At 56.6% G+C, this 24679-nt stretch carries 16 protein-coding genes; 14 read left to right on the top strand and 2 right to left on the bottom strand.

Annotation, left to right across the window (positions count from 1 at the left end; genetic code table 11):
- Nucleotides 1–53: 53 nt before the first annotated feature.
- The 6 genes from KCQ76_RS10025 (at nt 54) to glf (ending at nt 7114) form a co-directional block, all read left to right on the top strand.
- Nucleotides 54–1088 carry an aldose 1-epimerase family protein gene (locus KCQ76_RS10025; protein WP_046201932.1) on the top strand — a complete coding sequence of 345 codons (1035 nt, stop codon included), beginning with the start codon at nt 54–56 and terminating at the stop codon, nt 1086–1088.
- A 58-nt stretch (nt 1089–1146) separates the two neighbouring features.
- Nucleotides 1147–2799 carry a sodium:solute symporter family protein gene (locus KCQ76_RS10020; RefSeq protein WP_046202113.1) on the top strand — a complete coding sequence of 551 codons (1653 nt, stop codon included), beginning with the start codon at nt 1147–1149 and terminating at the stop codon, nt 2797–2799.
- Nucleotides 2800–2901: 102 nt separating this feature from the next.
- Nucleotides 2902–3204 carry a hypothetical protein gene (locus KCQ76_RS10015; RefSeq protein WP_046201933.1) on the top strand — a complete coding sequence of 101 codons (303 nt, stop codon included), beginning with the start codon at nt 2902–2904 and terminating at the stop codon, nt 3202–3204.
- Nucleotides 3205–3274: 70 nt separating this feature from the next.
- A complete protein-coding gene (galT, locus tag KCQ76_RS10010; RefSeq protein WP_046202114.1) occupies nt 3275–4489 on the top strand; it encodes a galactose-1-phosphate uridylyltransferase in 1215 nt (404 codons plus the stop codon).
- Nucleotides 4489–5886 (top strand): galactokinase, encoded by a 1398-nt coding sequence (gene galK, locus KCQ76_RS10005; RefSeq protein WP_082090012.1) that lies wholly within the window; start codon nt 4489–4491, stop codon nt 5884–5886. Before galT ends, galK begins: the two co-directional genes overlap by 1 nt.
- A gap of 28 nt (nt 5887–5914) precedes the next feature.
- Nucleotides 5915–7114 (top strand): UDP-galactopyranose mutase, encoded by a 1200-nt coding sequence (gene glf / locus KCQ76_RS10000; protein ID WP_046201934.1) that lies wholly within the window; start codon nt 5915–5917, stop codon nt 7112–7114.
- Between the two features lie 109 nt (nt 7115–7223).
- On the opposite strand, the gene betA is transcribed toward glf, so the two are convergent.
- The gene (gene betA / locus KCQ76_RS09995) at nt 7224–8942 is read right to left on the bottom strand and encodes a choline dehydrogenase (protein WP_046202116.1); all 1719 of its coding nucleotides are present in this window, start codon (nt 8940–8942) and stop codon (nt 7224–7226) included.
- A 392-nt stretch (nt 8943–9334) separates the two neighbouring features.
- On the opposite strand from betA, the gene betT reads away from it, so the two are divergent.
- Both betT and KCQ76_RS09985 read left to right on the top strand, forming a co-directional pair.
- On the top strand, nt 9335–11689 hold the full coding sequence (gene betT, locus KCQ76_RS09990) for a choline BCCT transporter BetT (protein ID WP_046205332.1): 2355 nt from the start codon (nt 9335–9337) through the stop codon (nt 11687–11689).
- Nucleotides 11690–11743: 54 nt separating this feature from the next.
- Complete coding sequence (locus KCQ76_RS09985; RefSeq protein WP_231725400.1) at nt 11744–13276, top strand: aldehyde dehydrogenase family protein; 1533 nt, start codon at nt 11744–11746, stop codon at nt 13274–13276.
- Here the strand turns inward: KCQ76_RS09985 and KCQ76_RS09980 are convergent.
- Entirely contained in the window at nt 13260–15497 is a 2238-nt protein-coding gene (locus tag KCQ76_RS09980; protein ID WP_060941961.1) for a PTS sugar transporter subunit IIABC, read from the bottom strand. The two genes, KCQ76_RS09985 and KCQ76_RS09980, sit on opposite strands and share 17 nt — an antisense overlap.
- A 413-nt stretch (nt 15498–15910) precedes the next feature.
- Between KCQ76_RS09980 and KCQ76_RS09975 the strand changes: the two genes are divergently transcribed.
- The 6 genes from KCQ76_RS09975 to KCQ76_RS09950 all read left to right on the top strand — a co-directional run bounded on the left by KCQ76_RS09975 (nt 15911) and on the right by KCQ76_RS09950 (nt 24589).
- The gene (locus KCQ76_RS09975; protein ID WP_046201937.1) at nt 15911–16852 is read left to right on the top strand and encodes an alpha/beta hydrolase family protein; all 942 of its coding nucleotides are present in this window, start codon (nt 15911–15913) and stop codon (nt 16850–16852) included.
- Between the two features lie 259 nt (nt 16853–17111).
- Nucleotides 17112–19181: a glycosyltransferase gene (locus KCQ76_RS09970; protein WP_046201938.1), complete on the top strand. Its 2070-nt coding sequence runs from the start codon at nt 17112–17114 to the stop codon at nt 19179–19181.
- A gap of 91 nt (nt 19182–19272) precedes the next feature.
- Nucleotides 19273–19710, top strand: a complete 438-nt coding sequence (locus KCQ76_RS09965; protein WP_231725423.1) for a phosphatase PAP2 family protein — start codon at nt 19273–19275, stop codon at nt 19708–19710.
- Nucleotides 19711–19792: 82 nt separating this feature from the next.
- On the top strand, nt 19793–20830 hold the full coding sequence (locus KCQ76_RS09960; RefSeq protein WP_046201940.1) for a decaprenyl-phosphate phosphoribosyltransferase: 1038 nt from the start codon (nt 19793–19795) through the stop codon (nt 20828–20830).
- 286 nt (nt 20831–21116) lie between these two features.
- Complete coding sequence (locus KCQ76_RS09955; protein WP_052723034.1) at nt 21117–22310, top strand: alpha/beta hydrolase; 1194 nt, start codon at nt 21117–21119, stop codon at nt 22308–22310.
- Nucleotides 22311–22552: 242 nt separating this feature from the next.
- Nucleotides 22553–24589, top strand: a complete 2037-nt coding sequence (locus tag KCQ76_RS09950) for an alpha/beta hydrolase-fold protein (protein WP_046201941.1) — start codon at nt 22553–22555, stop codon at nt 24587–24589.
- Nucleotides 24590–24679: the final 90 nt, after the last annotated feature.

Here is a 24679-nt window from a genome sequence, read left to right as displayed (position 1 = left end):
CGGTTTGCTAACGTCAGACATCGGGCATCCAACAAGAGCCCTAAGGAGCTGCCATGAGCGACGAAGAGTCGCAGGTCAATAACCATCCTGTGGTGCATCTCTCACACGGACCCTACGCTGCGGAAATCGCTACGTATGGGGGAGGGGTACGCTCTTTCACATACCGTGGTCTGCCCCTAATGGAGGGGTATCGCGACGGTGAGTATCCACCCTTGTCCGCGAACGTCGTGCTAGCTCCCTGGCCCAACCGAATTCGGGACGGACGTTTTCACTTCCACGGCCAGCCGTACCAACTATCGATCACGGAACCAGACCGGAACAACGCCATCCACGGTTTCGTGAGCGACGCCGTGTGGGACGTCGTTTCACAATCTGATGACTCCGCCGGGGTCACAGTGGCAACCACCATTGAACCTCAGCAAGGGTGGCCGTGGACGCTCCAAGTGACGTCGAACTATGAACTCTCCGATCAAGGACTGACGTGTGCTTGCGAGATCACGCATCCCGTTGATGCTTCCGGGGCTGGTGCTGCGCCGGTGGCATACGGGTTCCATAGCTATCTCAGTGCACTCGGAGCCCCCGTTGATGAGTGCACGCTCGACATGTTCATTCGCAGCCAGCTTCCCTTGGATCCCGACAGGAAACTGCCCACGGGCGACATTATCGACGCCACCGCAGGATCCTCGGTCCATCGGATTGAGCTCCTTGACCGGCTTCTCGACGACTGTTTCGGCCGGGAGGCGGTCTCAAGCCGGGAGATGGTAGCGAACAGCGCATCCCCAGATAAGGCGAGTGCTGATACGTCACCGAGCGACGTCGCTCCTGATATCCGTGCGGCGAGGCTAGTCAATGGCGATGGCCGTGGGGTGGACATGTGGGTCTCTCCGCAGATCAAGTGGTTCCAGGTGTTCACTGCCGATCCATCGTGGGGATATCCCTATCCCCGCCGAGGACGCGCGTTGGCCGTCGAACCCATGACAGTGCCTCCCGACGGCTTTAACAGCGGGACGGACGTGGCGGAGATCGCGCCGGGCGATTCACTCGTCGTGAAGTGGCGTATCGGGTACGCGGAGCCATTAACCAGATAACAGGCGTGAAAAATACATATCGATAATTCAGAAAGAATAGGACACGCGCATGGAGACTATGGTCGTGGCGGAATCTGTTCTCCGCCTTGATGCCAGTTGGGTGGATTACTCGCTGGTAGCGCTCTACTTTGTTTTTGTTTTGGGAATCGGGTGGGCAGCCCGCGCGAGGGTATCGAGCTCAATTGATTTCTTCCTCTCGGGCCGGGGATTGCCGTCCTGGGTGACAGGTTTGGCTTTTATTTCCGCCAACCTGGGTGCGGTTGAAATCATTGGTCACTCTGCCAACGGCGTCCAGTACGGAATGCAAACAATGCAGTATTTCTGGATTGGTGCTGTTCCTGCCATGGTTTTCTTAGGCATCGTTATGATGCCTTTTTATTATGGCTCCAAGGTTCGCTCGGTCCCCGAATTCATGCTCAAACGGTTCGGGCCGACGGCACACCTGGTCAACGCCATATCCTTTGCCCTGGCACAGCTCCTCATCGCCGGTGTTAACCTGCTGCTTTTGGCGAAAGTGGTCAATTCACTTCTGGGATGGCCACTGTGGGTCACCTTGTTGGTGGCGGCGGTTATCGTCCTGTCGTATATCACCTTGGGCGGGCTTTCCGCCGCAATCTATAACGAGGTTCTCCAATTCTTCGTTATTGTTGCAGCGCTTCTTCCTCTGACATTGATTGGTCTTCATCGTGTCGGCGGTTGGGGAGGATTGAAAGGTTCCCTGAACGCTGAATCACATTTCCACACTTGGCCAGGACAAGATATTTCGGGCTTTGACAACCCGATAATTTCTGCAATTGGTATCGCGTTCGGTCTTGGTTTCGTGCTGTCCTTTGGTTATTGGACAACAAACTTCGTTGAGGTTCAGCGCGCCATGGCGTCGGAATCCTTGAGCTCTGCGCGGAAAACGCCGATTATCGGTGCATTTCCGAAGATGCTGATCCCCTTTGTCGTTGTTATCCCCGGTATGGTCGCCTCTGTTCTTGTCACACCGATTAAAGACGAGACAGCAGAACCCAATGACGCCATACTTTATTTGATGCGTGATTTATTGCCCAACGGTCTTTTAGGTGTCGCGATTGCTGGCCTCCTGGCTGCGTTTATGGCCGGTATGGCAGCAAACATTTCTGCATTTAATACCGTCATGAGTTACGACATCTGGCAGACATACGTAGTTAAAGATCGTGACGATGAGTACTACCTGAAGTTTGGGCGGATCGCGACGATTCTTGCTGCAGTGATCGCCGTCGGGACTGCACTGGTAGCAATGAACTTCGGCAATGTCATGGATTACCTTCAAACGCTGTTTGGTTTCTTTAACGCTCCGCTGTTTGCCACCTTCATTTTGGGCATGTTTTGGAAACGCATGACACCTACCGCTGGTTGGGTAGGCCTAGTGACTGGTACTCTCGCCGCCGTCATCTTCTGGGGTTTGTCATTGGGGTCCGCTCCCGTGGTCAGCCTGCCTGGGCAAGGAGTCGCATTCGTTGCCGCGTCGATTGCATTCGCGACGGATATTGTCGTATCGATCCTTGTGACGATGGTGACAAAGCCGAAACCGGATGAAGAATTAGTGGGCTTTGTCCGTTCTGTTACTCCGAAAGCCCAATTGGTGGACACCACGGAAGCAGAACAGCCGTGGTATCACCGGACCGTACCGTTGGGACTATTGTGTTTGGTTTTGGTCATCGCGCTCAACGTCGCATTCGCATAACCGAGGAATGTGATGTGCTAATGACCGAATCACTGTCGTGTCGGACAATAAGGAACACGACTAGTTACAGCTGGAAGAAAAGTAAGAAAGGCGTTGAGTACGATGACTGAACACACATCAACTCCCGCGAGAACACCGGAGAAACATAAAGCTGGAGCTTTTGATATCCGGACAGTGATCGCCATTCTTTTAGGGATATACGGTCTTGTTCTTGTGATCTGTAGTTTTGTACTCGATCCAGGCACGAACCCAGATACGGGAGTATCAAAATCCGCAACAGATAATTTATGGGTCGGAATTGGGTTGCTTGTCGTCGCCGGTGTTTTTGTGGCGTGGGCAAAACTCAAACCCATTATTGTCGACGAATCAAAGATCGTTCACGACGACGAGCCCGGCGTCGGGTAACGGTGATTCTCCGGTTAAACAGTGACTTGCACTAGCTGATTCGGAACATGTGATGGACTCAGAACAGCAAATGAATTCCGTAAGTGGTGAAAGATTGAATAAGAATTCGGATCATCCGTATTCAGTAACGTCGATGACGCTGGCTGATGGAAGGGAACTGATTTATTTTGACGATGACCCGGAGGTCCTCAACGGGTCTGTGAAACGTATCCTGACGGATTCACGCGAATTGCCGCACGCAAAAACCGATTCGGAGATTCGGCGTGATCCGCTGTCGGGGGAGTGGGTCGCTTACGCGAGCCACCGCATGAATAGAACATTTATGCCGCCCGCTAATGAGGATCCTTTAGCTCCCACTGTTCCGGATCATCTGCCCACAGAAATTCCATCGCCGGACTATGACGTGGTTGTCTTTGAAAATCGGTTCCCCTCGTTCAGTATGCACATGTCTCGGACGCCGAGCGCCGAGGGAAATGATGGGGGAGCAGAACAGCACAGTTCTGACGATGACGCGCTCTTGGATAACGGAATGGTTCCCCACCGTCCTGCTGTAGCACGATGCGAAGTCATTTGCTTTACGTCGGACATTTCCGGTTCTTTTAAGGATTTACCTGTTAGCAGAATCCGAACGGTTATCGAAGCATGGGCACATCGGACGAAAGCCTTATCTGCAATTCCAGAAGTCCGTCACGTCTATCCGTTCGAAAACCGTGGTGAAGAAATTGGGGTGACGCTGCAGCACCCTCACGGGCAGATTTATTCCTACCCGGAAATACCGCCGCGTATTCGAAACATCGTTCACTCGTCCAAGAAATATCGTGAAGAAAACGGTAGTGATCTGTTCGATGATCTTCTCTCCGGTGAGCTCGGAGAGGGAACCAGAATTATTGATCGCACCGATCATTTCGTCGTTTTCGTTCCCGCCGCTGCGAAATGGCCACTAGAAGTTATGGTCATGCCACGGCGTTCCGTACCGGATTTCGACGCATTATCCCAGGAAGAACGCGCAGATCTCGCCCCTCTGTTGAAGAAGCTCTACACCGCCGTCGATAAGTTTTTCGATGGAGTCGAGCGAACACCATATATCGCGTCTTGGAATCAAGCGCCCACCGTGCCGGAAGACCGCGACCATGTTCGGCTCCACCTTCAATTGTTCTCCCTCATGCGGTCGCCACATAGGTTGAAATATTTGGCGGGCTCCGAATCCGGAATGGGATTCTGGATTAACGACACCACCCCCGAACGCATCGCTCAACGATTTAGAGAAATATGGGACGACAAGTAATGACAGATTCACACGCGGAGCCAAAAGACCAACCGCAGGAAAACCCCTCACACACGCCACACGATCCCGGGGCAATCAGGTGGGCCCAGGCCCGCAGCGATCAACAACTTATTGCCGACGCCACGACGTTGTTCACCGAGACGTTCGGTGGCAAGCCCGATGGCGTATGGGCTGCTCCTGGTCGCGTGAACCTCATTGGTGATCACGTCGATTACGCAGGTGGAGTATCCATCCCGTTCGCATTGCCACATGTCACCGTCGTCGCGGCACGCCGCCGCACCGACGACACTATCTCGATTGTTTCTCTTCCGCCGGGTGCCGCCACGGAATCCACAGACGCTGCAGAAGAATCCGGAGACGCCGCAACGGGGACCGATGATGCGAATCCGTCGCCCACCCACCTCGAGGCGCTCCGCACGACCGTTGCGCTCGCGGATATCGGCCCAGGTCATCCTGCCGATTGGTCCGGCTACGTCGCGGGAACGATATGGGCTGGCCACCAGAATGGTGCGATACCGTCATCCAACCAGCATGACAACGGGCTGGACCTCGCCATCATTTCCGATGTTCCGCTGGGCTCAGGGCTCTCAAGCTCAGCAGCTTTGGAGTGCTCCGTTGCACTAGCCGCCCGCGAGCTTGCCGCTCCAGAGCGGCCCCGCGACCAGGCTGCCTACCAACTCCTCATCGACGCCGCGATCCGCGCAGAAAATGACGTCGTCGGAGCGTCGACAGGCGGGCTAGACCAGCGCAGTTCGCTCCTGGCGACAGCAGGCCACGCCTTAGCCATTGACTTCCGCACCAACGTCGTCAATCAAGTCGCGTGCGACGTCGAATCCGATGGGCTCGCGTTCTTGGTGGCGGACACCAACGCGCCCCACTCGCTGTCAGACGGGCAATACGCCTCGCGACGAGGCGTTATCGACGCCGTCACCGCACATGCTGGTGCGTCCACTCTCCTCGACATCGACGATCCCATAGCTGCCGCAACATCCTGGGCAGACACCGATGAATCCGCGGTCACCCCGGACGTTGCACGTATGCGCGTCCAACACGTCATCGACGAAACCGCCCGAACCCGGCGCGCCCAACACGCCCTCAACAGCAAGAACTGGAAAGAATTCGGGTGGCTCATGAACGAGAGTCATGAATCCCTCCGAGACCTTTACGACGTATCCACGCCGGAACTGAATTCCGCACGCGACGCAGCCCTCGACGCAGGTGCCGTCGGCGCCCGCATGACCGGCGGGGGATTCGGCGGAAGCATCATCGCGCTCGTCCCCACGGACCGCATCACCGCGGTTGCGCAGGAAATTCACCAGCGCACCGTCGATAAGAAATTACCGAACCCCACATTCTTGGCGATCACCCCGGCTGCGGGTGCTCGGCGGCTGGTGTAATCCGGCGAACGAAAGATAGGCTTTAACCGTGACTGTCACCTCGAACACTAGTGAATATGACCTCTTTGTGGTCGGATCCGGATTCTTCGGACTCACCATCGCAGAACGCATGGCCAGCGCCGGTAAGAAAGTGCTCATCGTAGAGAAACGCGAGCACCTCGGCGGAAATGCCTATTCGGAGGCCGAGCCGGAGACGGGCATTGAAATCCACAAATATGGTGCCCACCTTTTCCACACCTCCAATGAGCGCGTGTGGAACTACGTCAAACAATTCACTGACTTCACCAATTACCAGCACCGAGTGTTCGCCATGCACAAGGGCACGGCGTACCAGTTCCCCATGGGGCTCGGGCTGATCAACCAATTCTTCGGGCGGTACTACAGTCCCGACGAAGCACGCCAGCTCATTAAGGACCAGACCGACGGGCTGGATCCGGCCAAGGCGAAGAACCTGGAAGAGAAGGCGATTTCGCTGATCGGGCGGCCGCTGTACGAAGCGTTCGTGCGCGATTACACCGCTAAGCAGTGGCAAACCGACCCGAAGGAACTGCCGGCGGGGAACATTTCGCGACTTCCCGTTCGGTACACGTTCGACAACCGATACTTCAACGACACCTATGAGGGCCTTCCCGTCGACGGTTACACCGCCTGGCTGGAACGCATGGCCGACCATGAGAACATCACGGTCCGGCTGAACACCGATTGGTTTGAGGTTCGCGACGAGCTTCGCGCTGCCTCGCCCAAGGCCCCCGTCGTCTATACCGGGCCACTTGATAGGTACTTCAACTACTCCGAGGGACGCTTGGGATGGCGCACTCTCGATTTCGAAACGGAAGTGCTCGATACCGGGGACTTCCAGGGCACGCCGGTCATGAATTACAACGATGCCGATGTGAAATACACCCGCATCCATGAATTCCGTCACTTCCACCCCGAACGGAAAGACCGGTACCCGCGCAATAAAACGGTCATCATGAAGGAATTCAGCCGCTTCGCCGAGGACACCGACGAACCGTACTATCCCATCAACACGCCCGAGGACCGCGACAAGCTGCTGGCTTACCGTGATCTGGCGGCGAAAGAGGCGCACGATCACAACGTTCTCTTCGGCGGCCGCCTAGGCACGTACCGTTACCTGGACATGCACATGGCGATCGGCTCTGCCCTGTCGATGGTCGATAACAAGTTGATGCCGTTCTTTGAGGATGGCCAGCCTATCGAAGCGTAGGGGAGTCCGAGGATAAAAGTTATCGGGCGGCGACTGAGTACATTCCCAGTACGCCGCCCGACAAATCTCGGCCTAGCTGTTCATGCAGCTACTTACGTAGCCCAGCTGCCTACTTCTCCTGCTCCGGCGGATTGAGCGGATCACCACGCTTGACGTGGTAGAACGGCGTCTCATCAGCAGCCAGAGGAGTCTTCCCGGCAATAATGTCCGACGCCTTTTCAGCGATCATCATCGTCGGCGCGTAGATATTGCCATTCGGAATCGACGGCATGACGGAAGCGTCGACAACATAAAGACCATCCGTGCCGTGAACCTGCATCGTGGAGGGATCGACCACCGACATCGGGTCGCTTTCTGGCCCCATTGCGCAGGTGCAGGACGGGTGTAGCGCGGTCTCGGCGTCATTCCGAACCCACTCGAGGATCTCCTCATCGGTCTGCACCGCAGAGCCGGGGGAAATCTCCCCGTCGGTGTATTCCTTCATCGCCGGGGTATCCAGCAGTTTGCGTGACACCTTGATAGCTTCAACCCACTCGCGGCGGTCCTGCTCCGTCGACAAGTAGTTGAACAAAATATCCGGCTTGGTATCCACCGTCGGCGCAGTGATGCGCACATACCCGCGCGCATCCGAGTACATCGGGCCAACGTGGAACTGGAATCCGTCGTCACCCTCCGGCTTCGTGCCGTCATAACGCATAGCCAGGGGTAGGAAGTGGAACATGAGGTTCGGGTAGTCCTCGTTCTCATTCGAGCGCGCGAACCCACCAGCTTCGAAATGCGACGTAGCCACGGGGCCCTTATGCGTCGTCAACCACTGTAAGCCCAGCATCGGCCACCGCCACTTATCCAAGTAGCGCTGAGCAGAGACAGGCTTGGTGCAGTTGTACTGGACATACACCTCAAGGTGGTCCTGTAAATTCTCGCCGACACCCGGCAAATCCTTGACGACGTTGACGCCGACTTTGTTCAGCAAATCCTTATTGCCGACGCCGGACACCTGCAGCAGCTGCGGCGAATTGATTGCCCCGCCACACAGGATGACTTTGTCGGCGCGGACCTGGTGAGTGCGGCCGTGCCAGTAGTACTCGACGCCGACGGCCTTCGTGCCCTCGAAAAGAATGCGACGAACATTCGCGCGGGTGCGCAGTTCCAAGTTCTCGCGATCGAGGACGGGGTGAAGGTAAGCGCGGGCCGCGGACAGGCGACGCCCGCGATCAATATTCGCGTCGAACGGGCCGAACCCTTCCTGGCGGTACCCGTTCACATCCGGCGTGTAGTTATAGCCCGCCTGCTCGATGGACTTGAAGAACGCCTTGAAAAGGGGCGAGGTTGCCGGGCCGCGCTTCATGCGCAGCGGGCCATTGTGCCCACGGCGGGGATCGTCATCGGGGGACCCCAGCGCCGTTTCCATCCGCTTGAAGTAGGGGAGACAGTACTTCCAATCCCACTTTTCTAGCCCATCGCGCTTGCCCCACTTCTCATAATCCATCGGATTGCCGCGCTGGAAGATTTGACCATTAATCGACGACGAACCACCGACGACTTTGCCGCGGGCGTGGTAGATCCGGCGGCCATGCATCTCCGGCTCGGGGACGGACTCGTACTCCCAGTCGTAATGCTTATTGCCGATGGGGAAAGAGAATGCGGACGGCATGTGGATGTAGAGATCCCAGAGAGAGTCATTCCTCCCTGCCTCCAGCACCATGACCGACGTCGAAAAGTCTGATGACAGCCGGTTAGCCAACACTGAACCGGCGGAACCAGCGCCCACGATGACGACGTCGCGGTGTTCCACCGTTGAACCGGACTTGGGGAAAAGCTTGCCAATCTTTGAGCCAGCCGATGCGGCTGCGGACTCCAGCCGAGAAGCAAACGAACTCACGTAGAGATCCTCCTTGCCTAGAATGCATACGTAGGGCGCCGATGCGGCGCGTGATGGACATGGACATTGGGAACCATGGCAGCAAAAATAGCGCAGTAGAAATAGTGCAGCTTATTTTCGCGCACATTTTCGGCCATGAATCCCATTGATAATGAGTAATCACAATATCAAAAATAGACGAAAAAACCAAGTTGAAAATGTGTATTTAATACCCTGAAAAAGCGTTTGAACAGTAGCTAGGCATATTGTGAAAACTCTTTTGAAATGTGACTGACTACATTTTCTATCTAAATTGTTTATACTCATACGGTCCCCAGAAAAACTGAAGGAAGAGACGCATGGGCCGATTGGAGAGTTCTATTTCAGCCAGAAAGACGTCGACAATCCCTGACCATGAGGACGCAGATGACAATGGCGCCGACAATGGCACAGGGAAAAAAGACCCGACGAAAAATCAGGTAGCCGGCGGGTCTCAACCAACCAGGACCGTAGACCCGCCGGATGTGAACTGGCCGGTGTTTATCATTTCCGGCGTTCTCATTATCTGCATTGCACTGTGGGCGATACTGGCACCCGATAACGCACTGTCCGTGCTAACGGACATCGTCGGAACGGTGTCGAAGAATGCTGGATGGTTCTATATCCTCACCGCCACGGTGGCTGTGCTGTTCATGCTTGGTGTCGCCATCACCCGTGCGGGCCTCATCAAACTTGGGCCGGACCATGCGAAACCGCAGTTCGGCCTTTTCTCTTGGGCATCGATGCTTTTTGCCGCAGGCATCGGTATTGACTTGCTGTTCTTCTCGGTGGCGGAGCCGGTTTCTCAGTATTACCACCCACCATCAGGTGACGGTGAGAGTATTGAAGCCGCACGTCAGGCAGTTGTTTTCACCCTGTTCCACTACGGGATCACAGGGTGGGCCCTCTACGCCCTGATGGGGATGGCTTTCGGGTACTTCGCGTACCGCCTGAACATGCCCCTATCCATTCGATCCGCGCTCTACCCACTCATCGGGAAGAGGATCCACGGACCTGCCGGCGATGCCGTCGATATCGCGGCCATGTTAGGCACGGTTTTCGGTGTTGCTACATCATTGGGTATCGGCGTCGTTCAGCTCAATTACGGGCTGAAGGTCCTTTTTAACTTTCCCGAGAACTTAGGTTGGCAAATAGGGCTAATCGTGTTAGCTGTTGCCGTCGCCACGATTTCTGCAGTGTCCGGCGTTGATAAAGGAATCAAACGACTCTCAGAGATCAACGTGCTCCTCGCTATCGGGCTGATGCTCTACATCCTGGTCACAGGTCGAACAGCTTTCCTCTTCGACGCCCTGGTCATGAATGTGGGCGAATATGTCTCGAAGTTCCCCGGCATGACGATGGATACCTACGCCTTCTCTGGTGCCCAAGAATGGCTGAACTCATGGACGCTGTTCTTCTGGGCATGGTGGGTGGCGTGGGCCCCCTTCATCGGCCTATTCCTGGCACGTATTTCGCGTGGACGCAGTTTGCGGCAGTTCGTTGTCGGTACGATGTCCGTACCATTTTTATTCGTCCTGCTATGGGTGTCCTTTTTCGGGAATTCCGCTCTGGACAAAGTTATTCACGGCGATAGCGACTTTGGCCACATGGCAGTCGATAAACCAGAGCGCGCCTTCTACCTCCTGCTCGGTCAGTATCCAGCCGGCATGGTCGTGATGGGGGCAGCGTCGCTGATCGGTCTGTTGCTTTACATCACCTCTGCGGACTCCGCTGCATTGGTCATGAGTAACTTCACGTCGAAAATTACGGATTCTCAGCAAGATGGACGCGCATGGTCCCGTATTTTCTGGGCCGCCGCCGTTGGTGTCCTCACCATATCCATGCTGTTTGTCGACGGTATTCCCGCTTTGCAAAACGCAACGATCATTATGGGATTGCCATTTGCCATCGTCATGTATCTCGTGATGTACAGCTTGTTTAAGTCATTGCGTTTGGAACTATTACAATCCAAATCGAGCGCGCGTGCTCTACACGGCGCAATGTCTAGCCGTGCGGCGCCTGCGGAAGCCGGAATGAACTGGAGGAAACGCCTCAACCGAGCCATGTCATTCCCGTCATATACCCAGGTAGAGACATATATCGACAAGGTCGCTGCCCCTGCTTTGGACAAGGTGGCGAAGGCGTGTAAGGAACGCGGAGCAGATGTCGAGTACACGCGATCAATCGTGGAGGGCCTGGGTCTGGCTCAGCTTGACCTCCGCGTGAAGTTTGGGAATGACAAGGACTTCCGCTACCAGATTTATCCCACGCAGTACCCGATGCCGTCGTTCGCCGGCCGCATTCATCTGGATAGTGACAGTGAAGAACTGTATTACCGGTTGGAAATCTTCACGCTCACCGGTTCGCTGGGCTATGACATTTATGGCTATACGGAATCTCAGCTCATTGAAAACGTTTTAGATTTGTATGAGAGGCATATGGAATTCCTTCACCTTCAATCCGATCTTCCGGGCGGTTCCGACCTGTCGGATAATGCCGATCCGGTTGTCGAGTGGGTGGACGATTATTCCGACTATGCTGCGGACAGTGCCGCTACAACAGGCAGTTCTGTGAGAAGTGAGAAACAAGAGGATGCGGATCCGTCGGCTTCCACCGAGGAATCGACCACAGTCGGCTCTTCCTCCGCGTCATCACAGGGCTCAGCCTCTCCATAGAGCGAAAAATAACGACCACGAGAAAGTGAGTGCAGACACTTTATGTCGCAATCAATGACGCAAATGAAAACTGCCCCGACGCCGGCAGCCGAGCCGGAATCACTGTTCATCAATGGTGAATGGGGTTCTGCAATCGACGGTGAGACACGCACGATCACTTGTCCTGCTAACAATCAGGCAGTGGGGGTGGTCGCTGAGGCGTCGACGAAGGACACAGACCGCGCCATCGCCGCTGCTCGTGAGGCTTTTGACTCGGGCGTGTGGTCAGGATGGTCGGGCTTCGACCGCGGCCAGCTTCTCCTCGCGGTCGCCGACGGTATTGAGGAGCGTAAGGACGAATTCGCGCTAGCGGAGTCCTTGGACACGGGCAAGCGCCTTATGGAATCCAATGCCGATATGGACGACATCATTGGTTGCTTCCGATACTTCGGCAAGCTCGCCGGTAACGACGCCGGACGCGTCGTTGACGCGGGTGATCCGTCGATAAGCTCACGTATTGTCCGTGAGCCCGTAGGCGTGTGCGGGCTGATTACTCCGTGGAATTACCCGCTTCTTCAGGTTGCGTGGAAGGTTGCGCCTTGTGTCGCGGCGGCGAACACCTTTGTTCTGAAGCCGGCTGAGCTGACTCCCCACACTTCTATGCTGCTGCTGGACGTGATGGATAAGGCCGGGCTGCCCAAGGGGGCGGGGAACCTGGTCACGGGCGCTGGTAAATCGGCGGGTGCGCCGTTATCGAGCGACCCGCGCGTCGACATGGTGTCCTTCACGGGTGGCCTGGAGACCGGACGCCACTTGGCCTCTGAAGCGTCTCTCACAGTCAAGAAAATTGCCCTTGAACTGGGCGGCAAGAACCCGAACGTCATTTTCGCGGATGCCGACTATGACGCCGCGCTGGATAACGCGATGAATGCTGCGTTCGTCCACTCCGGGCAGGTGTGCTCGGCGGGTGCGAGGCTCGTCGTCGAGGAGTCCATTGCGGAGCGCTTCGTCACCGACCTCGTGGCCCGTGCGGAAAAGGTTCGCTTGGGTGGTCCGTTTGATGAGAAAGCCGAAACGGGTGCGCTGATCTCGGAGGCGCACCGCGAGAAGGTGTCGAATTATGTGGCCCATGCGCGCGAGCAAGGTGCCCGCGTCCGGTGTGGCGGTGCTTTTGGTACCGGCCCCACAGCCGACGGCAGTGCGTCACTGGATGATGGCTGGTTCTACTTGCCGACGGTGATCGATCAGTGCACCCAGGAGATGGACTGTGTTCACGACGAGGCCTTTGGCCCGACGGTGACGGTCGAGACTTTCTCGACGGAAGAGGAAGCCATTCGCATCGCGAACGACACGAACTATGGCCTGGCCGGGGCTGTGTGGACCTCCGACGCCGGTCGTGCGGAGCGCGTTGCGCGCGGTTTACGGCACGGAACGATCTGGATTAATGATTTCCACCCCTACTTGCCGCAGGCAGAGTGGGGTGGCTTCGGCCAGTCCGGTATGGGCCGCGAGCTCGGCCCTACTGGCCTGGAGGAATACACCGAGCCGAAGCACATTTATCACAACACGACGCCGGCTGTGACCGGGTGGTTTAGCCCCGAGGAGTAGGTTTTTCGACGGAGAACAGCGGCCGCATGGTCGTGACTGATGTGTTCTCTGTCGGCTCGGATGCCATGGTGATTTCCATCCGTCGACTATCCATCACCACCACAGGAACAGTGGTGGGACGGCCGGCTGCGGCGACGGCGGTCACGTCGTATGCCACGATCGGCTGACCTTGAACAACGTGGTCGCCCTTCTTGGCGTGGACCGTGAATCCTTGGCCGTTTAATTCAACGGTATCGATACCCAGGTGCACGAGGACGCCGATGCGGTCGTCGGTCATGATGGCGAAGGCGTGCGGGAACAGCTGCATGATGCGGCCGCTGACGGGAGCGACAGCCTCGAGTACGCCGTCTCCCGGGCGGATAGCGAGGCCGCGGCCCACCGTTTCCGACGCGAAGGTTTCATCTTCTACCTGCGAGAGCGGGATTACTGTTCCGGGGATCGGCGCGCGGACTTCCAGAGGCCCGTGGGATTCTGTCCAGGGTGCCTCCGCTGAGTCTGACGTCGGCTCTGAGCGTTCTGCGGAGGCAGCAACCGCGAGAGCTGCGTTGATTTCGTCTTTAAGGACATCAGATTCTGTTCCGAAGACTGCTTGGACACTGGTTCCGATCTCCATGACCCCGGATGCACCCAATGCTTGGAGCTTGTTCTTATCGACGGCGGCCGGGTTGTTGACTTCCATGCGGAGCCGGGTAATGCAGGCGTCCACGTTCGCGAGGTTCTCCCGCCCGCCGAAGGCGTTAATAAGGGCTTCGGCCCGCGATGATGGGGCAAGTGAGCCTTGTCCTGCGCTGCCACCCGTGGTGTTAGAGGAGATCTCAGAAGGTTCGTTATTCGCCGTTGCGGTGTCGGTTTCTGAGCCCGACTCATCGGTGTTGTCAGCTGCACCAACCGTCGCATCTGCTCGGCCTGGCGTGTGAAGGTTCCAATGCACGATGGCGAACCGGAATGTGAGGTAGTACACAACCGCGAACGCGAGCCCTTGAACGATAAGAAGAGGAATGTTGTGTGCCGCGGGCGCCGTGCCATAGAGAATCAAATCGAGTAGTCCGGCGGAGAACGAGAACCCCAGGTGGATATTCAGCAGCTCCGCAATGGCGAGGGACAGGCCTGTGAGCACTGCGTGGACAACGTAGAGGGGGAACGCTAAGAACATAAACGCGAATTCGAGGGGTTCGGTCACGCCGGTGAAGAACGCTGTCAGCCCGGCGGCGGAAAGGATACCGATCGCCGTCGCTTTTTGTCCCTTCTTCGCTGTGTGAATCATGGCCAGCGCTGCTGCGGGAAGACCGAACATCAAAATGGGGTAAAAACCGGAGGTGAGCAGCCCCGCGGAGTGGTCACCTGCGGCGAAGCGGGAGAGCTCGCCGGACACAGTTCCGTCGGGTCCGTTGTAATCACCGTAAATAAACCACACGTAGGTGTTCAGAATGTGGTGAAGTCCCAGCGGAATGAGCATTCGGTTAGCGAACCCGTAAACAAACGCACCTAATGCGCCCGTTCCACCGATGAATCGGCCGATCGCCGTCAACCCTTCGTTAAAGATGGGGTAAATGTACGATAGGACGAAGCCGGTGATCAGCGTCGTTACTGAGACGACAATGGGGACGAATCGACGCCCGCCGAAGAACCCGAGGTAGGACGGCAGTTTAATGTCGTGATACTTGTCGTAGAGCCACGCGGTGAGCAGACCGACGACGATACCGCCGAAGACGCTGTAATCGATGAGGGCTTGTTCGCCCGAGGAATCCTTGACTCCGTGGAGGACGAGCGGCGACATTTGTTTGAACACCGCACCCATCACTAGGTAGCCGGCGACGGCAGCCAGGGCTGTTGAGCCGTCGGCCTTCTTAGCGAAACCAATGGCGACGCCGACGGCAAAAAGGAGCGGGAGCTGGGAGAATAGCGCTTGGCCGGCGGCGCTCATCGCCTCGAAGAAGGGGCCGATGACGGGAGTTTTGATCCTACCGAGGAGGTCGTCTTGGCCTAATCGGAGGAGTATGCCCGCTGCCGGCAGGAGCGCGATGGGCAGCATGAGGCTTTTGCCCAACCGCTGGAGCTGGGAGAAGTCGGGTCTATGAAACTTCCGCTTCGACGACGACGGTGATGCTGCGGGTGACGACGACGGGGACGCCGAGGCGGTGTCTGCCGTGGTGGGGAGCGAATCTGGCCGCTGGGTGGCCTCAGGATTTTTACGTGAGGACGAGCGCGCGGTACTTGTCATACAACCTATGGTGGTGGCACCTGACGCGTGAATCAAGTGAGGTCTTCGTCACTCGGAACGGAGCGTATTGACCTAAGGTTTATCGATGTAAGAAGCAGTAAGGTTTTATTCCCTCTATCCTGTTAGGAAAGCAATCTATAAAGGGTACGAGGTACGACCGACGGTAGCGCGAAATTGCCGTGAGACAAGTATAAGACCAACGTGAGCCCAGCGTGAGATTAGTGTGAGGCTAACATGAGGTCACACCTACAGGGTGAAATATGGAGGAAGAGGGATGGCATGGGTCGGGTTAAACAAGTGTGGTCATATAGGATTGCCCGGATTATTGTGTGTGTGATTATCGGAGTAGTACTTGGCCTTCTGATTTATCTGGGTTTCAGACTTTATCTGGATAATATGCTAGGAGGCATGTAGTGAAGAAAGTCGCCTGGGGTATTATTTATGTGTTAATCGTTGTTGCCGTAGCTGCCGTGACCGCCTATTACTTTTGTACGCGCATTGATGTGTTGAGTAGAACGTTTAAAAATAATCCGGATTCATATTCAGTGGTGAAGAACCTTAAATATGGCGAAGGGATCCAGAACAACTTTGACCTATACCTTCCCAAGGATAAAAATGCCTCGCAGTTCCCTTTAGTGGTCTGGATCCATGGGGGAGGGTTTGTCAGCGGCGATAAAAAAGATGCTGCCTCGGCAAAGGACGCAGCTACCCGAGGATACGTGTCGGCTTCTGTGAACTACACAACCAACACCGATGATCATCCCTCAAACCTGGACAAAATGTACACGGAGATCCAGAACAGTGTGAAAGCTGTGGTTGCACAAGCCAAGCAACACGGGTATCCGGTCAATCAAATGGCCATCACCGGGGAATCCGCTGGCGGTACCCTCGCGATGATGTACGCCTTCCGTGATGGGAAGAACAGCCCCGTTCCGTTGAAATTTGTGTTTCAGGAAGTCGGCCCCGCGAGTTTCCAGCCGGAGGACTGGGCTGACTCAAACGGCGATATTAAAGGTTACGGGAAAGATAAAAAGAAGTTCTTAACTGAACTGACGGGCGTGCAGCTCACCGATCATGACATGGAGGATGGTTCTTATCACGACCTTGCGGAACGTGTTTCGTCCTATCATTACGTTTCCGCTAATTCCGTTCCCATGCTGATGGCATACGGAAAGAAAGACAAAATTGTTCCTTTTAAGGTACATGATCGTCTATTAAGCGCTCTTGATAATAACCACGTCCCCTACGACTATTTCGTCTTCCCTCGTTCCGGCCACGGTCTGTATTCAGACCCCGGCCAAGCAAAGAAGTACGTCGATAAACTTGGAGACTACTACGACAAATACTTCGATTAACCGCCCCGCACAGCGCGGGCTTGTCCTCCTCATTCTTCATCAACTCCGACGTGAAATAGCTCTGCGCGGACCCAGCCAGTACTCTAGGCATGGTGTTTGCGTCGAGGATGTGCCTGAGGCCAGCGTCGTAAGTCCAGTGCTCAAGTGTTGTAGTGCTGGACCATTGTGCTGGCGGCGTGCCATTGGGGAACCTCGTCGCGCTGGTGAGCTGCGGTAGGCTCAGTGTGTTGACAGAAGTGAAATGAAAGGGTTAGCGAGTATGAGCCAGGCCGGGAGTCAGGCTAAAAGTCGAGCTGTGGAGCGCCTTCAGCGCGTTATTCTGCCTCGCAGGGGGGAGCCGCACGATGTTCGGTCGTTGTACATGATCGAATCGAAGGCGAACAAGTCGCGCGCTGTGCTCCACAGCCGCACCGAGGCAACGTTTCCGGCGGGCGCCGAGGTTAGCTTCGAAACCTACTTCAACGGCTTCCCGGCTTCCTATTGGCGACGCTGGACTCAGCTGAAATCCGTCGTCTTGAAGCTCGAACTGCAGGGCGACGCGCGTGCCGACGTCTACCGGTCGAAAATCGACGGATCCCGCATTGCTGTCGAAGGCAAGATGACCGACGTACTGGCCGACGACATTCACGCCACCACGGCCGAGGAGAGCACGCAAGACACCATCGAGGGGGAGCCGTCATCGGCGGAGTCCACTGTATCGACACTGGAATTTGAGATCCCTCTGGATCGCTTCGAAGACGGCGGCTGGATCTGGTTCGACCTGACCTGCGAAACAGATGTCACGTTGTTGGCCGCCGGGTGGTACGCACCAGAACAACCTGGTCCTCAAACACTGCCCGACGGTTCAACGATCGGCCCGCAGGATAAATCCGTGACGGTGGGTATTCCGACCTTCAACCGTCCCGCCGACGCCGTCGCCGCTTTAGAGGCCATCGCTTCCGATCCGGAAGTCGACGCCGTTATCGACGCTGTTTTGATGCCCGACCAGGGAACGAAGCACCCCGCCGATGAGCCGGGCTTCGATGACGCCGTCAAGCACTTTGGTGATCGGTTCCACGAGTTCCGCCAGGGCAACCTGGGCGGATCGGGCGGTTACTCCCGCATTATGTATGAGGCTCTGGGCGGCGTGGGCTCTGAAGAGGAGCGCAAACAGCGAGCCACTAAAGCTCCGTTCATCCTTTATATGGACGATGACATCGCCATCGAACCTGACTCCATTCTTCGCGCACTCCAGGTTGCCCGGTACGCGCGCCAACCCATGCTGGTCGGCGGCCAGATGCTGAACCTGCAAGAGCGCAGCCACTTGCACAGCATGGGCGAGGTCATTGATCGCCATTCTTTCATGTGGACCTCGGCACCTCACGTCCACTACGACCACGACTTTTATCAGTACCCGCTGCGTGATCGTAAAGATCATGGGCGGAACGCCAATGGCGATGTCATTACCTCGCGCGACCTTCACCGCCGTATCGACGTCGACTATAACGGCTGGTGGATGTGCATGATCCCGCGCGTCGTCGCAGAGACCATCGGTCAGCCACTGCCGTTGTTTATCAAGTGGGATGACGGCGAATATGGCCTCCGCGCCGGGCATGCGGGGTTCCCGACGGCATCATGGCCGGGTATTGCGATTTGGCATATGGCCTGGTCCGATAAGGATGATGCTATTGACTGGCAGGCCTATTTCCACCTGCGCAACCGTTTGATCGTCGCTGCTATCGAGCAGGACGGCTCCATTTTGGGCATGCTGCAGTCGATGGCCAAGGCGACGACGAAGCATCTCATGTGCCTCGAGTACTCAACGGTCGCTATCCAGAACGAAGCCATCAAGGACTTCTTGCGCGGCCCTGACCAGCTCTTTGACATCCTCGACACCGCGCTCCCGCGCATCAACGAGTTGCGCAAAGAGTACCCGGATGCCGTCGTGTTGCCCTCAGCGTCGGCGGTTCCTCCGGCAAAGGGTGGGCCGAAGAACCTCACGAAGATCCCTCTTAACCCCTTAGCGAAGGTGTCCACCCTGTCGAAGGCTGTGAAAAAGCAGTTCTCGCCCAGCGATGGTGACCCCGAGGTTCCCGACGTTAACCTCCCGCCGATCGAGGCCCGCTGGTTCTCCTTGTCGCGTGTCGACGGAGCTACGGTGACGACGGCGGACGGCCGCGGAGTTGTTTTCCGCAAACGTAACCGCGCCAAGGCCGTGAAGCTCGCCCGTGAGTCGATGCGTCTGCAGAAGGAAATTTACGATCGCTTCCCGGAGATGCGCCAGCTGTATCGCAAGGCTCACCCCAAGCTGACCAGCCGCGAGGGATGGAGCACGATCTTTGAACGCTAAACACAAAGGGCATCAACACAAAGGGGATCCCTTCGACGAAACCCGGGTGCTTGAATTCATTCAGGGCGCCATTGCGGATAAACCAGGCGTTATGCCTCTGGCCAGGGGGCTCAGCCACGCGGGTGAACATGCCGCCGCCTGGTTGGCGCTGGGCGTCGTCGGAATGATCGCGGATGAGAAACATCGAACCCAGTGGGGAATACTGACTGGGGCAGCGTTTGGGAGCCATGCTGCATCTGTGATTCTCAAGCGTATTCTTCGTCGTCCCAGGCCCCACGGACCGCGTGTGCGGATCGGGGTGAAAACTCCGTCGAAGCTGAGTTTTCCCTCGTCACATGCGACGTCGACGACGGCCGCGATGATTGAGCTCTCACGGATTACCGGTTCGCGCGTGCCTTTGGCAGTGATTCCGCTTATGATGCTGTCGCGAATGACAGTCGGTGTGCATTATCCAACAGATGTTGCAGCCGGGGCCCTCTTAGGAGGAATATCGGCGGAAGCTATTCATCGGGCTGTGACGCACCAGTAGGCTAGTGCGGCCGATAGCGTTGACAGGGTAGTGCGATTGATGGCGACTGCGAATGTCACCACAGAGGAGTTATAAAGACACGATGGCGGGCAATGAACACGATCCGTATCCCAGTAATGAATCCAATGGTGCGCTAATTGGGTCCGAGCCTCATACCCGAGGTCTTTACCCCGAGGCTCCTAAAAACGCGGACGATAAAGCCTCCGCGAAAATGCGGGCTCCCAAGAACCTGCCAGAGGCGATGTTCAAGGCCATCCGCCCCAAGCAGTGGGTGAAGAATGTCTTGGTGGTGGCCGCTCCTGCGGCGGCCGGTTCGGATATGTTCACCGGTCGCGTCGCTGTGGACGTCTTCATTGCGTTCGTTGCCTTCTGCTGCGCGGCATCGTCGATTTACTTAATTAACGACGCCCGCGATGTTGAAGCTGACCGCGCTCACCCGACGAAGCGGTACCGCCCTATTGCCGCAGGTGTGCTCCCAGTGGGAGTGGCTTATGGAATGGCCGTCGTGCTCATTCTCGCTGCATTAGCTGTCTCTTTCTTATCGACGTCCGCCTGGGCTTTGGCAACAGTGATCGGCGTTTACATCATCCTGCAGTTGGGATACTGCTTCGGATGGAAACACCAGCCCGTGATTGATATCGCGTTGGTGTCCTCGGGATTCCTTTTGCGAGCAATGGGTGGTGGCGTCGCTGCCGGGATCGACCTCTCGCAGTGGTTCCTCTTGGTCGCGGCGTTCGGTTCCCTGTTCATGGCGGCTGGCAAGCGGTATTCGGAAATTTTGCTGGCAGCTAAATCGGGGGCGAAAATTCGCAAATCCCTGGAGGGATATACCCCCACCTATTTACGCTTCGTATGGACCTTGTCCGCGACGGCGGTCGTGCTGACCTACGCCCTATGGGGCTTTGAGATGGGCCAAAAAGATAGTTCCGCGTCAGCCCTGTGGTACGAGATTTCGATGGTGCCGTTCACGGTCGCTATTTTGCGATACGCAGCCGACGTCGATCGCGGTGATGGAGGCGCGCCAGATGAATTAGCACTCCGTGACCACGTGCTTCAGTTACTGGGGCTCCTGTGGGCGATCGCGATTTTCATCGCGGTGTACGTGGCGCCGTCCTTCTAGGCTGACGCTTCTCGGGTGCGGCTCGGGTGCGGCTGGGAGGTTCCGGCGCGTGAATCGTCGTACCTTGGGAAAATCACGAAGTAACGTGGGCAGAGTATTATTCGATTACTATTGTGTGTCATCGTTCCACCGAGTGTGATCGGTGATTGCTCATTCCCGGTGCGCTGGCCGATTGTGAGGATCTGCCTCGGGGTGGATGGACGGCTACTGACGAGCCGACCGCGTTCGTGCCGTGGATGAGTGAGATAGGGAACTTCCCAGGCTCTTGAGGAAAGAGGAAAATTTTATGATGAGCTTCTCGCGACGTGTGGGAGCTATGCGTAGGCCCTGGCTTATGGTGGCCGTGCTGGTGAGCGCCATTGCGCTCATGCTCGGCGTGACCACTGCCCTGAGCTCAAATAAAGCTCATGCGGAGGGGAGCCGAGACACCCTACGGCCGGGCTGTACATGGGATGCTGCCGCCTACTGGGTGCAGAAGTGTACAGTCCACTCGAACGCCATGAACAAGGACATTCCGGTCCAAATTCAGGCAGCCAATGGTAACGGCAATGCCGGCCTCTACATCTTGGGCGGATTCGCCGGCCCCACGAACAGCAGTGGCTGGATCGACTGGGCTCACGCTCAAAACATTTTCGTTGACGACAACATCACGAAGGTCTTTCCCCTGGGTGGTAAAGCTTCCTTCTACACGGATTGGGAGAAGCCCTCTACATCAGCTGACGGCACCCAAACCTACAAGTGGGACACGTTCTTAAGCTCTGAGCTTCCGGCGTATCTCCAGGCCAACTTCGGCGTTTCACCGACCAACAACGCGGTTGCCGGTATGTCGATGGGTGGTACTGGCGCGATGAACTTGGCTGCTCATCACCCGAACCAGTTCCGTCAGGTTTCGTCCTTCTCGGGCTACTTAGCTACCTCGAGCCCGATCATGCGCATGGGCATTGCCGGCGCGATGCTCGGAAATGGCGGGTACCGCATCGACCAGATGTGGACCGGCGACCGCATCCGTCAGAACGATCCGACGAAGAACGCGGCCGCATACCGCAACACCGACGTGTACATTTCCGCGGCGACCGGCTGGTGGAACCCGCAGGACGACTTCTTCGCTAACCCTGTCTACTCCGTTTCCGTGATGGGTATGGAAGCTGTGTCGCGTGTGACCACCACCCAGTTTGAAGGTGCTCTCCGTGCGCAGGGGATTAACCCGACCATTGATTACCCATTGGCTGGTGTTCACAACTGGACCAACTGGCGTGAAGAATTGATCAAGGTTCGTCCCCGAATCTTGCAGGCAACCCAGAGTGCCGCTGGTCAGGGTGTTCCTGAGGGAGATAAGCCGCTGACAGGCGATCCTGGTTCACGGTCTGCTACCGTTCCGGGAGTTCGTGGCGACGATGTCTCTCCCGCTGCTCAGAATGACGCAGCTGCCACCGGTGGCGACGTCCAGCGCGCGGTTGATAACAGCCACCAGGACCAGTAGGTCACCACGGGTCACCACCGAGGGGGCCTGGGGAAATAACGTAAATATTCCTTCATAAGACGCGGGTACCGGTTAGGGTGCCTGCGTCTTATGCGTATTCCCCCGTCGTCAAGCGAAGTGTCGGTAAAAAATCACATAAACAACACCGTTATCCGCGCGTCGCATAGGTAACATGCGTATAACGCGGTAATAATGATGTCGGAAGAAAATGTCTACCGGCACAGAACTAAGGAACTACAGGTATGCGCGCCTCTTCGAAGCTCTCCCATCGTCGGACGTGGCCCACCACGATCGCTGCAACAGGTTTTGTTGTCATGCTTGGTGCAGCGACTATTCACACTGGCGCGAGAGCTGAGGACGCCCCCGCAGAGAGCCAGAGCCCCAGTGCCTCTGAAAGTGCTGCTCCACAAGGTTCTGAGAACGGCGATGGGGCCGCCCCAGCAGAGCATGCCGATGTTCCTGATTCAGTTCAAAGAGAAGCCGCCAAGAATGCGTTCCCCCTCAGTATTCCTTCTGAGCCGCTCCCGATGCGTACAGAGCAACAACAGCTCGATAACCTCCCCGATGGGGTATCCATTGACCACGTCGATTGGTTAACTGATCGACGGGTGGCGCTGTATATCAACTCCAAGGCGATGCCAGGAAATCCCATTAAGGTTGAGATTCTTCTCGCTCGGGATTGGTACTCCCAGCCGGATAAAACATTCCCGACGGTTCTTGGGCTCGATGGTATCGTCCCTAACCAGATTGAGAACGGGTGGACTGCGGGGACGAATATTGTCCAGCAATTCGCGGACCGCAATGTCAACGTCGTCTTGCCGGTGGGTGGCCTCGCCTCGTTCTATACCGACTGGCTGAATGAAGATGGCGGCGTGCTCTACAAGTGGGAGTCCTTCCTTACCCAGGAGCTTCCCCCGATTCTCAAGGAAGGCTGGCGGGCTAATGACAAGACCGCCGTCTTCGGTATGTCGGCCGGTGCGACCGGTGCCATGAACCTTGCCGAACGGCACCCGGACATGTTCAACTTCGTCGGCTCCTACTCGGGTTATCTGGACACCAGCTCTCCAGGGATGAGCGAGGGGATCGGTCTTGTCATGAAGACAGTGTCTCCTTTCAATGCTGAGAACATGTGGGGGCAGTATGGGTCTGAAGGCTGGAAGGAGCACGACCCGAAGCTCAACGTCAGCAAGTTGAAGAACACCGGTGTCTATGTTTCCGCCGGATCGGGAGCAGCCGGATCCTATGACGACGAAAGCCAGGTCTTGCCGGGCCTTCCGAAGAAGGGGCTCACGTTCGGGCAAGAAGCATTAGCTCGGATGACCTCGGAAACGTTCGTGAGCCACGCCAAGCGCGCGGGTATCAATGTCACGACGGCGTTCCGGAATTCTGGAACCCACACCTGGCCGTATTGGCAATTCGAACTGGGTAAGTCCTGGCCGTACATGGCTGATGCTCTTGGTCTGTCGCAGAACGATCGCGGCGCGAACTGCGTCCCCATGGGTGAAATTGCTAGTGCCGCACTGAAAGACCAGGACAAGCTTGGCGGGTGCACTTCCGACGAATACGACGGCGCCAACGGAGGAAAGATCCAGGATTTCCGGAATGGACGCACGTTCTGGAGTCCGTCGACAGGAGCGCATAACCTGTGGGGCCGTATCGGCGCTCATTATGCCGAGATGGGCGGACCAAAGTCATTCCTGGGCTACCCGACGAGCGAAGAGATCACCTCTCCCGACGGCAAAGGCCGCTTCGTGACGTTTGAGCACGGATCCATCTATTGGAATTCTGAGACCGGGCCTCATGCTTTGAAGCCGGAGATGTTCGACGCCTGGGGGACAACGGGCTACGAAACCGGAAAGCTGGGCTACCCGACGACTGATGAGAAGTCAGTGGCGGGAGGTGCGGTCCAAGAGTTCCAAAACGGCATTGTGACGAGGACAAAAGATGGAACAGCGCATTATGTGCAAGGTGAGATTGCCAAGAAGTTCAAAGACGTTGGTGGAGCAGACAAACTCGGCTTCGCAAAGACCGACGAAGTATCCGTTGATGGTGGAGCGTTCACCGAATTCGACAAGGGCTACATTTACTGGTCTCCAGATACCGGTGCTCACGTCATCATGAAAGGCGGGATTTTCGACGCCTGGGATAAGAATGGTGCCCAAGGTGGGAAGTACGGATTCCCGACCTCAGACATGACAAATATCCCAGCCGGCGGTCTGACCATTGATTTCCAGCACGGCACTATTAAAGAGATCAACGGTCAGGTTCAGGAACCGTAAATCCGGGTAAGGATGATCGTGAACGCTCGGGCCATCCGTCACTATGATGGCGCGAGGACAGCGACGAAATAACAGTGTCGAGATAACAGC

It is taken from the genome of Corynebacterium parakroppenstedtii (genome assembly GCF_019754935.1).
In the GTDB taxonomy this organism is placed as follows: Bacteria; Actinomycetota; Actinomycetes; order Mycobacteriales; family Mycobacteriaceae; genus Corynebacterium; species Corynebacterium parakroppenstedtii.
This window is presented reverse-complemented; position numbering and strand designations above follow the sequence as displayed.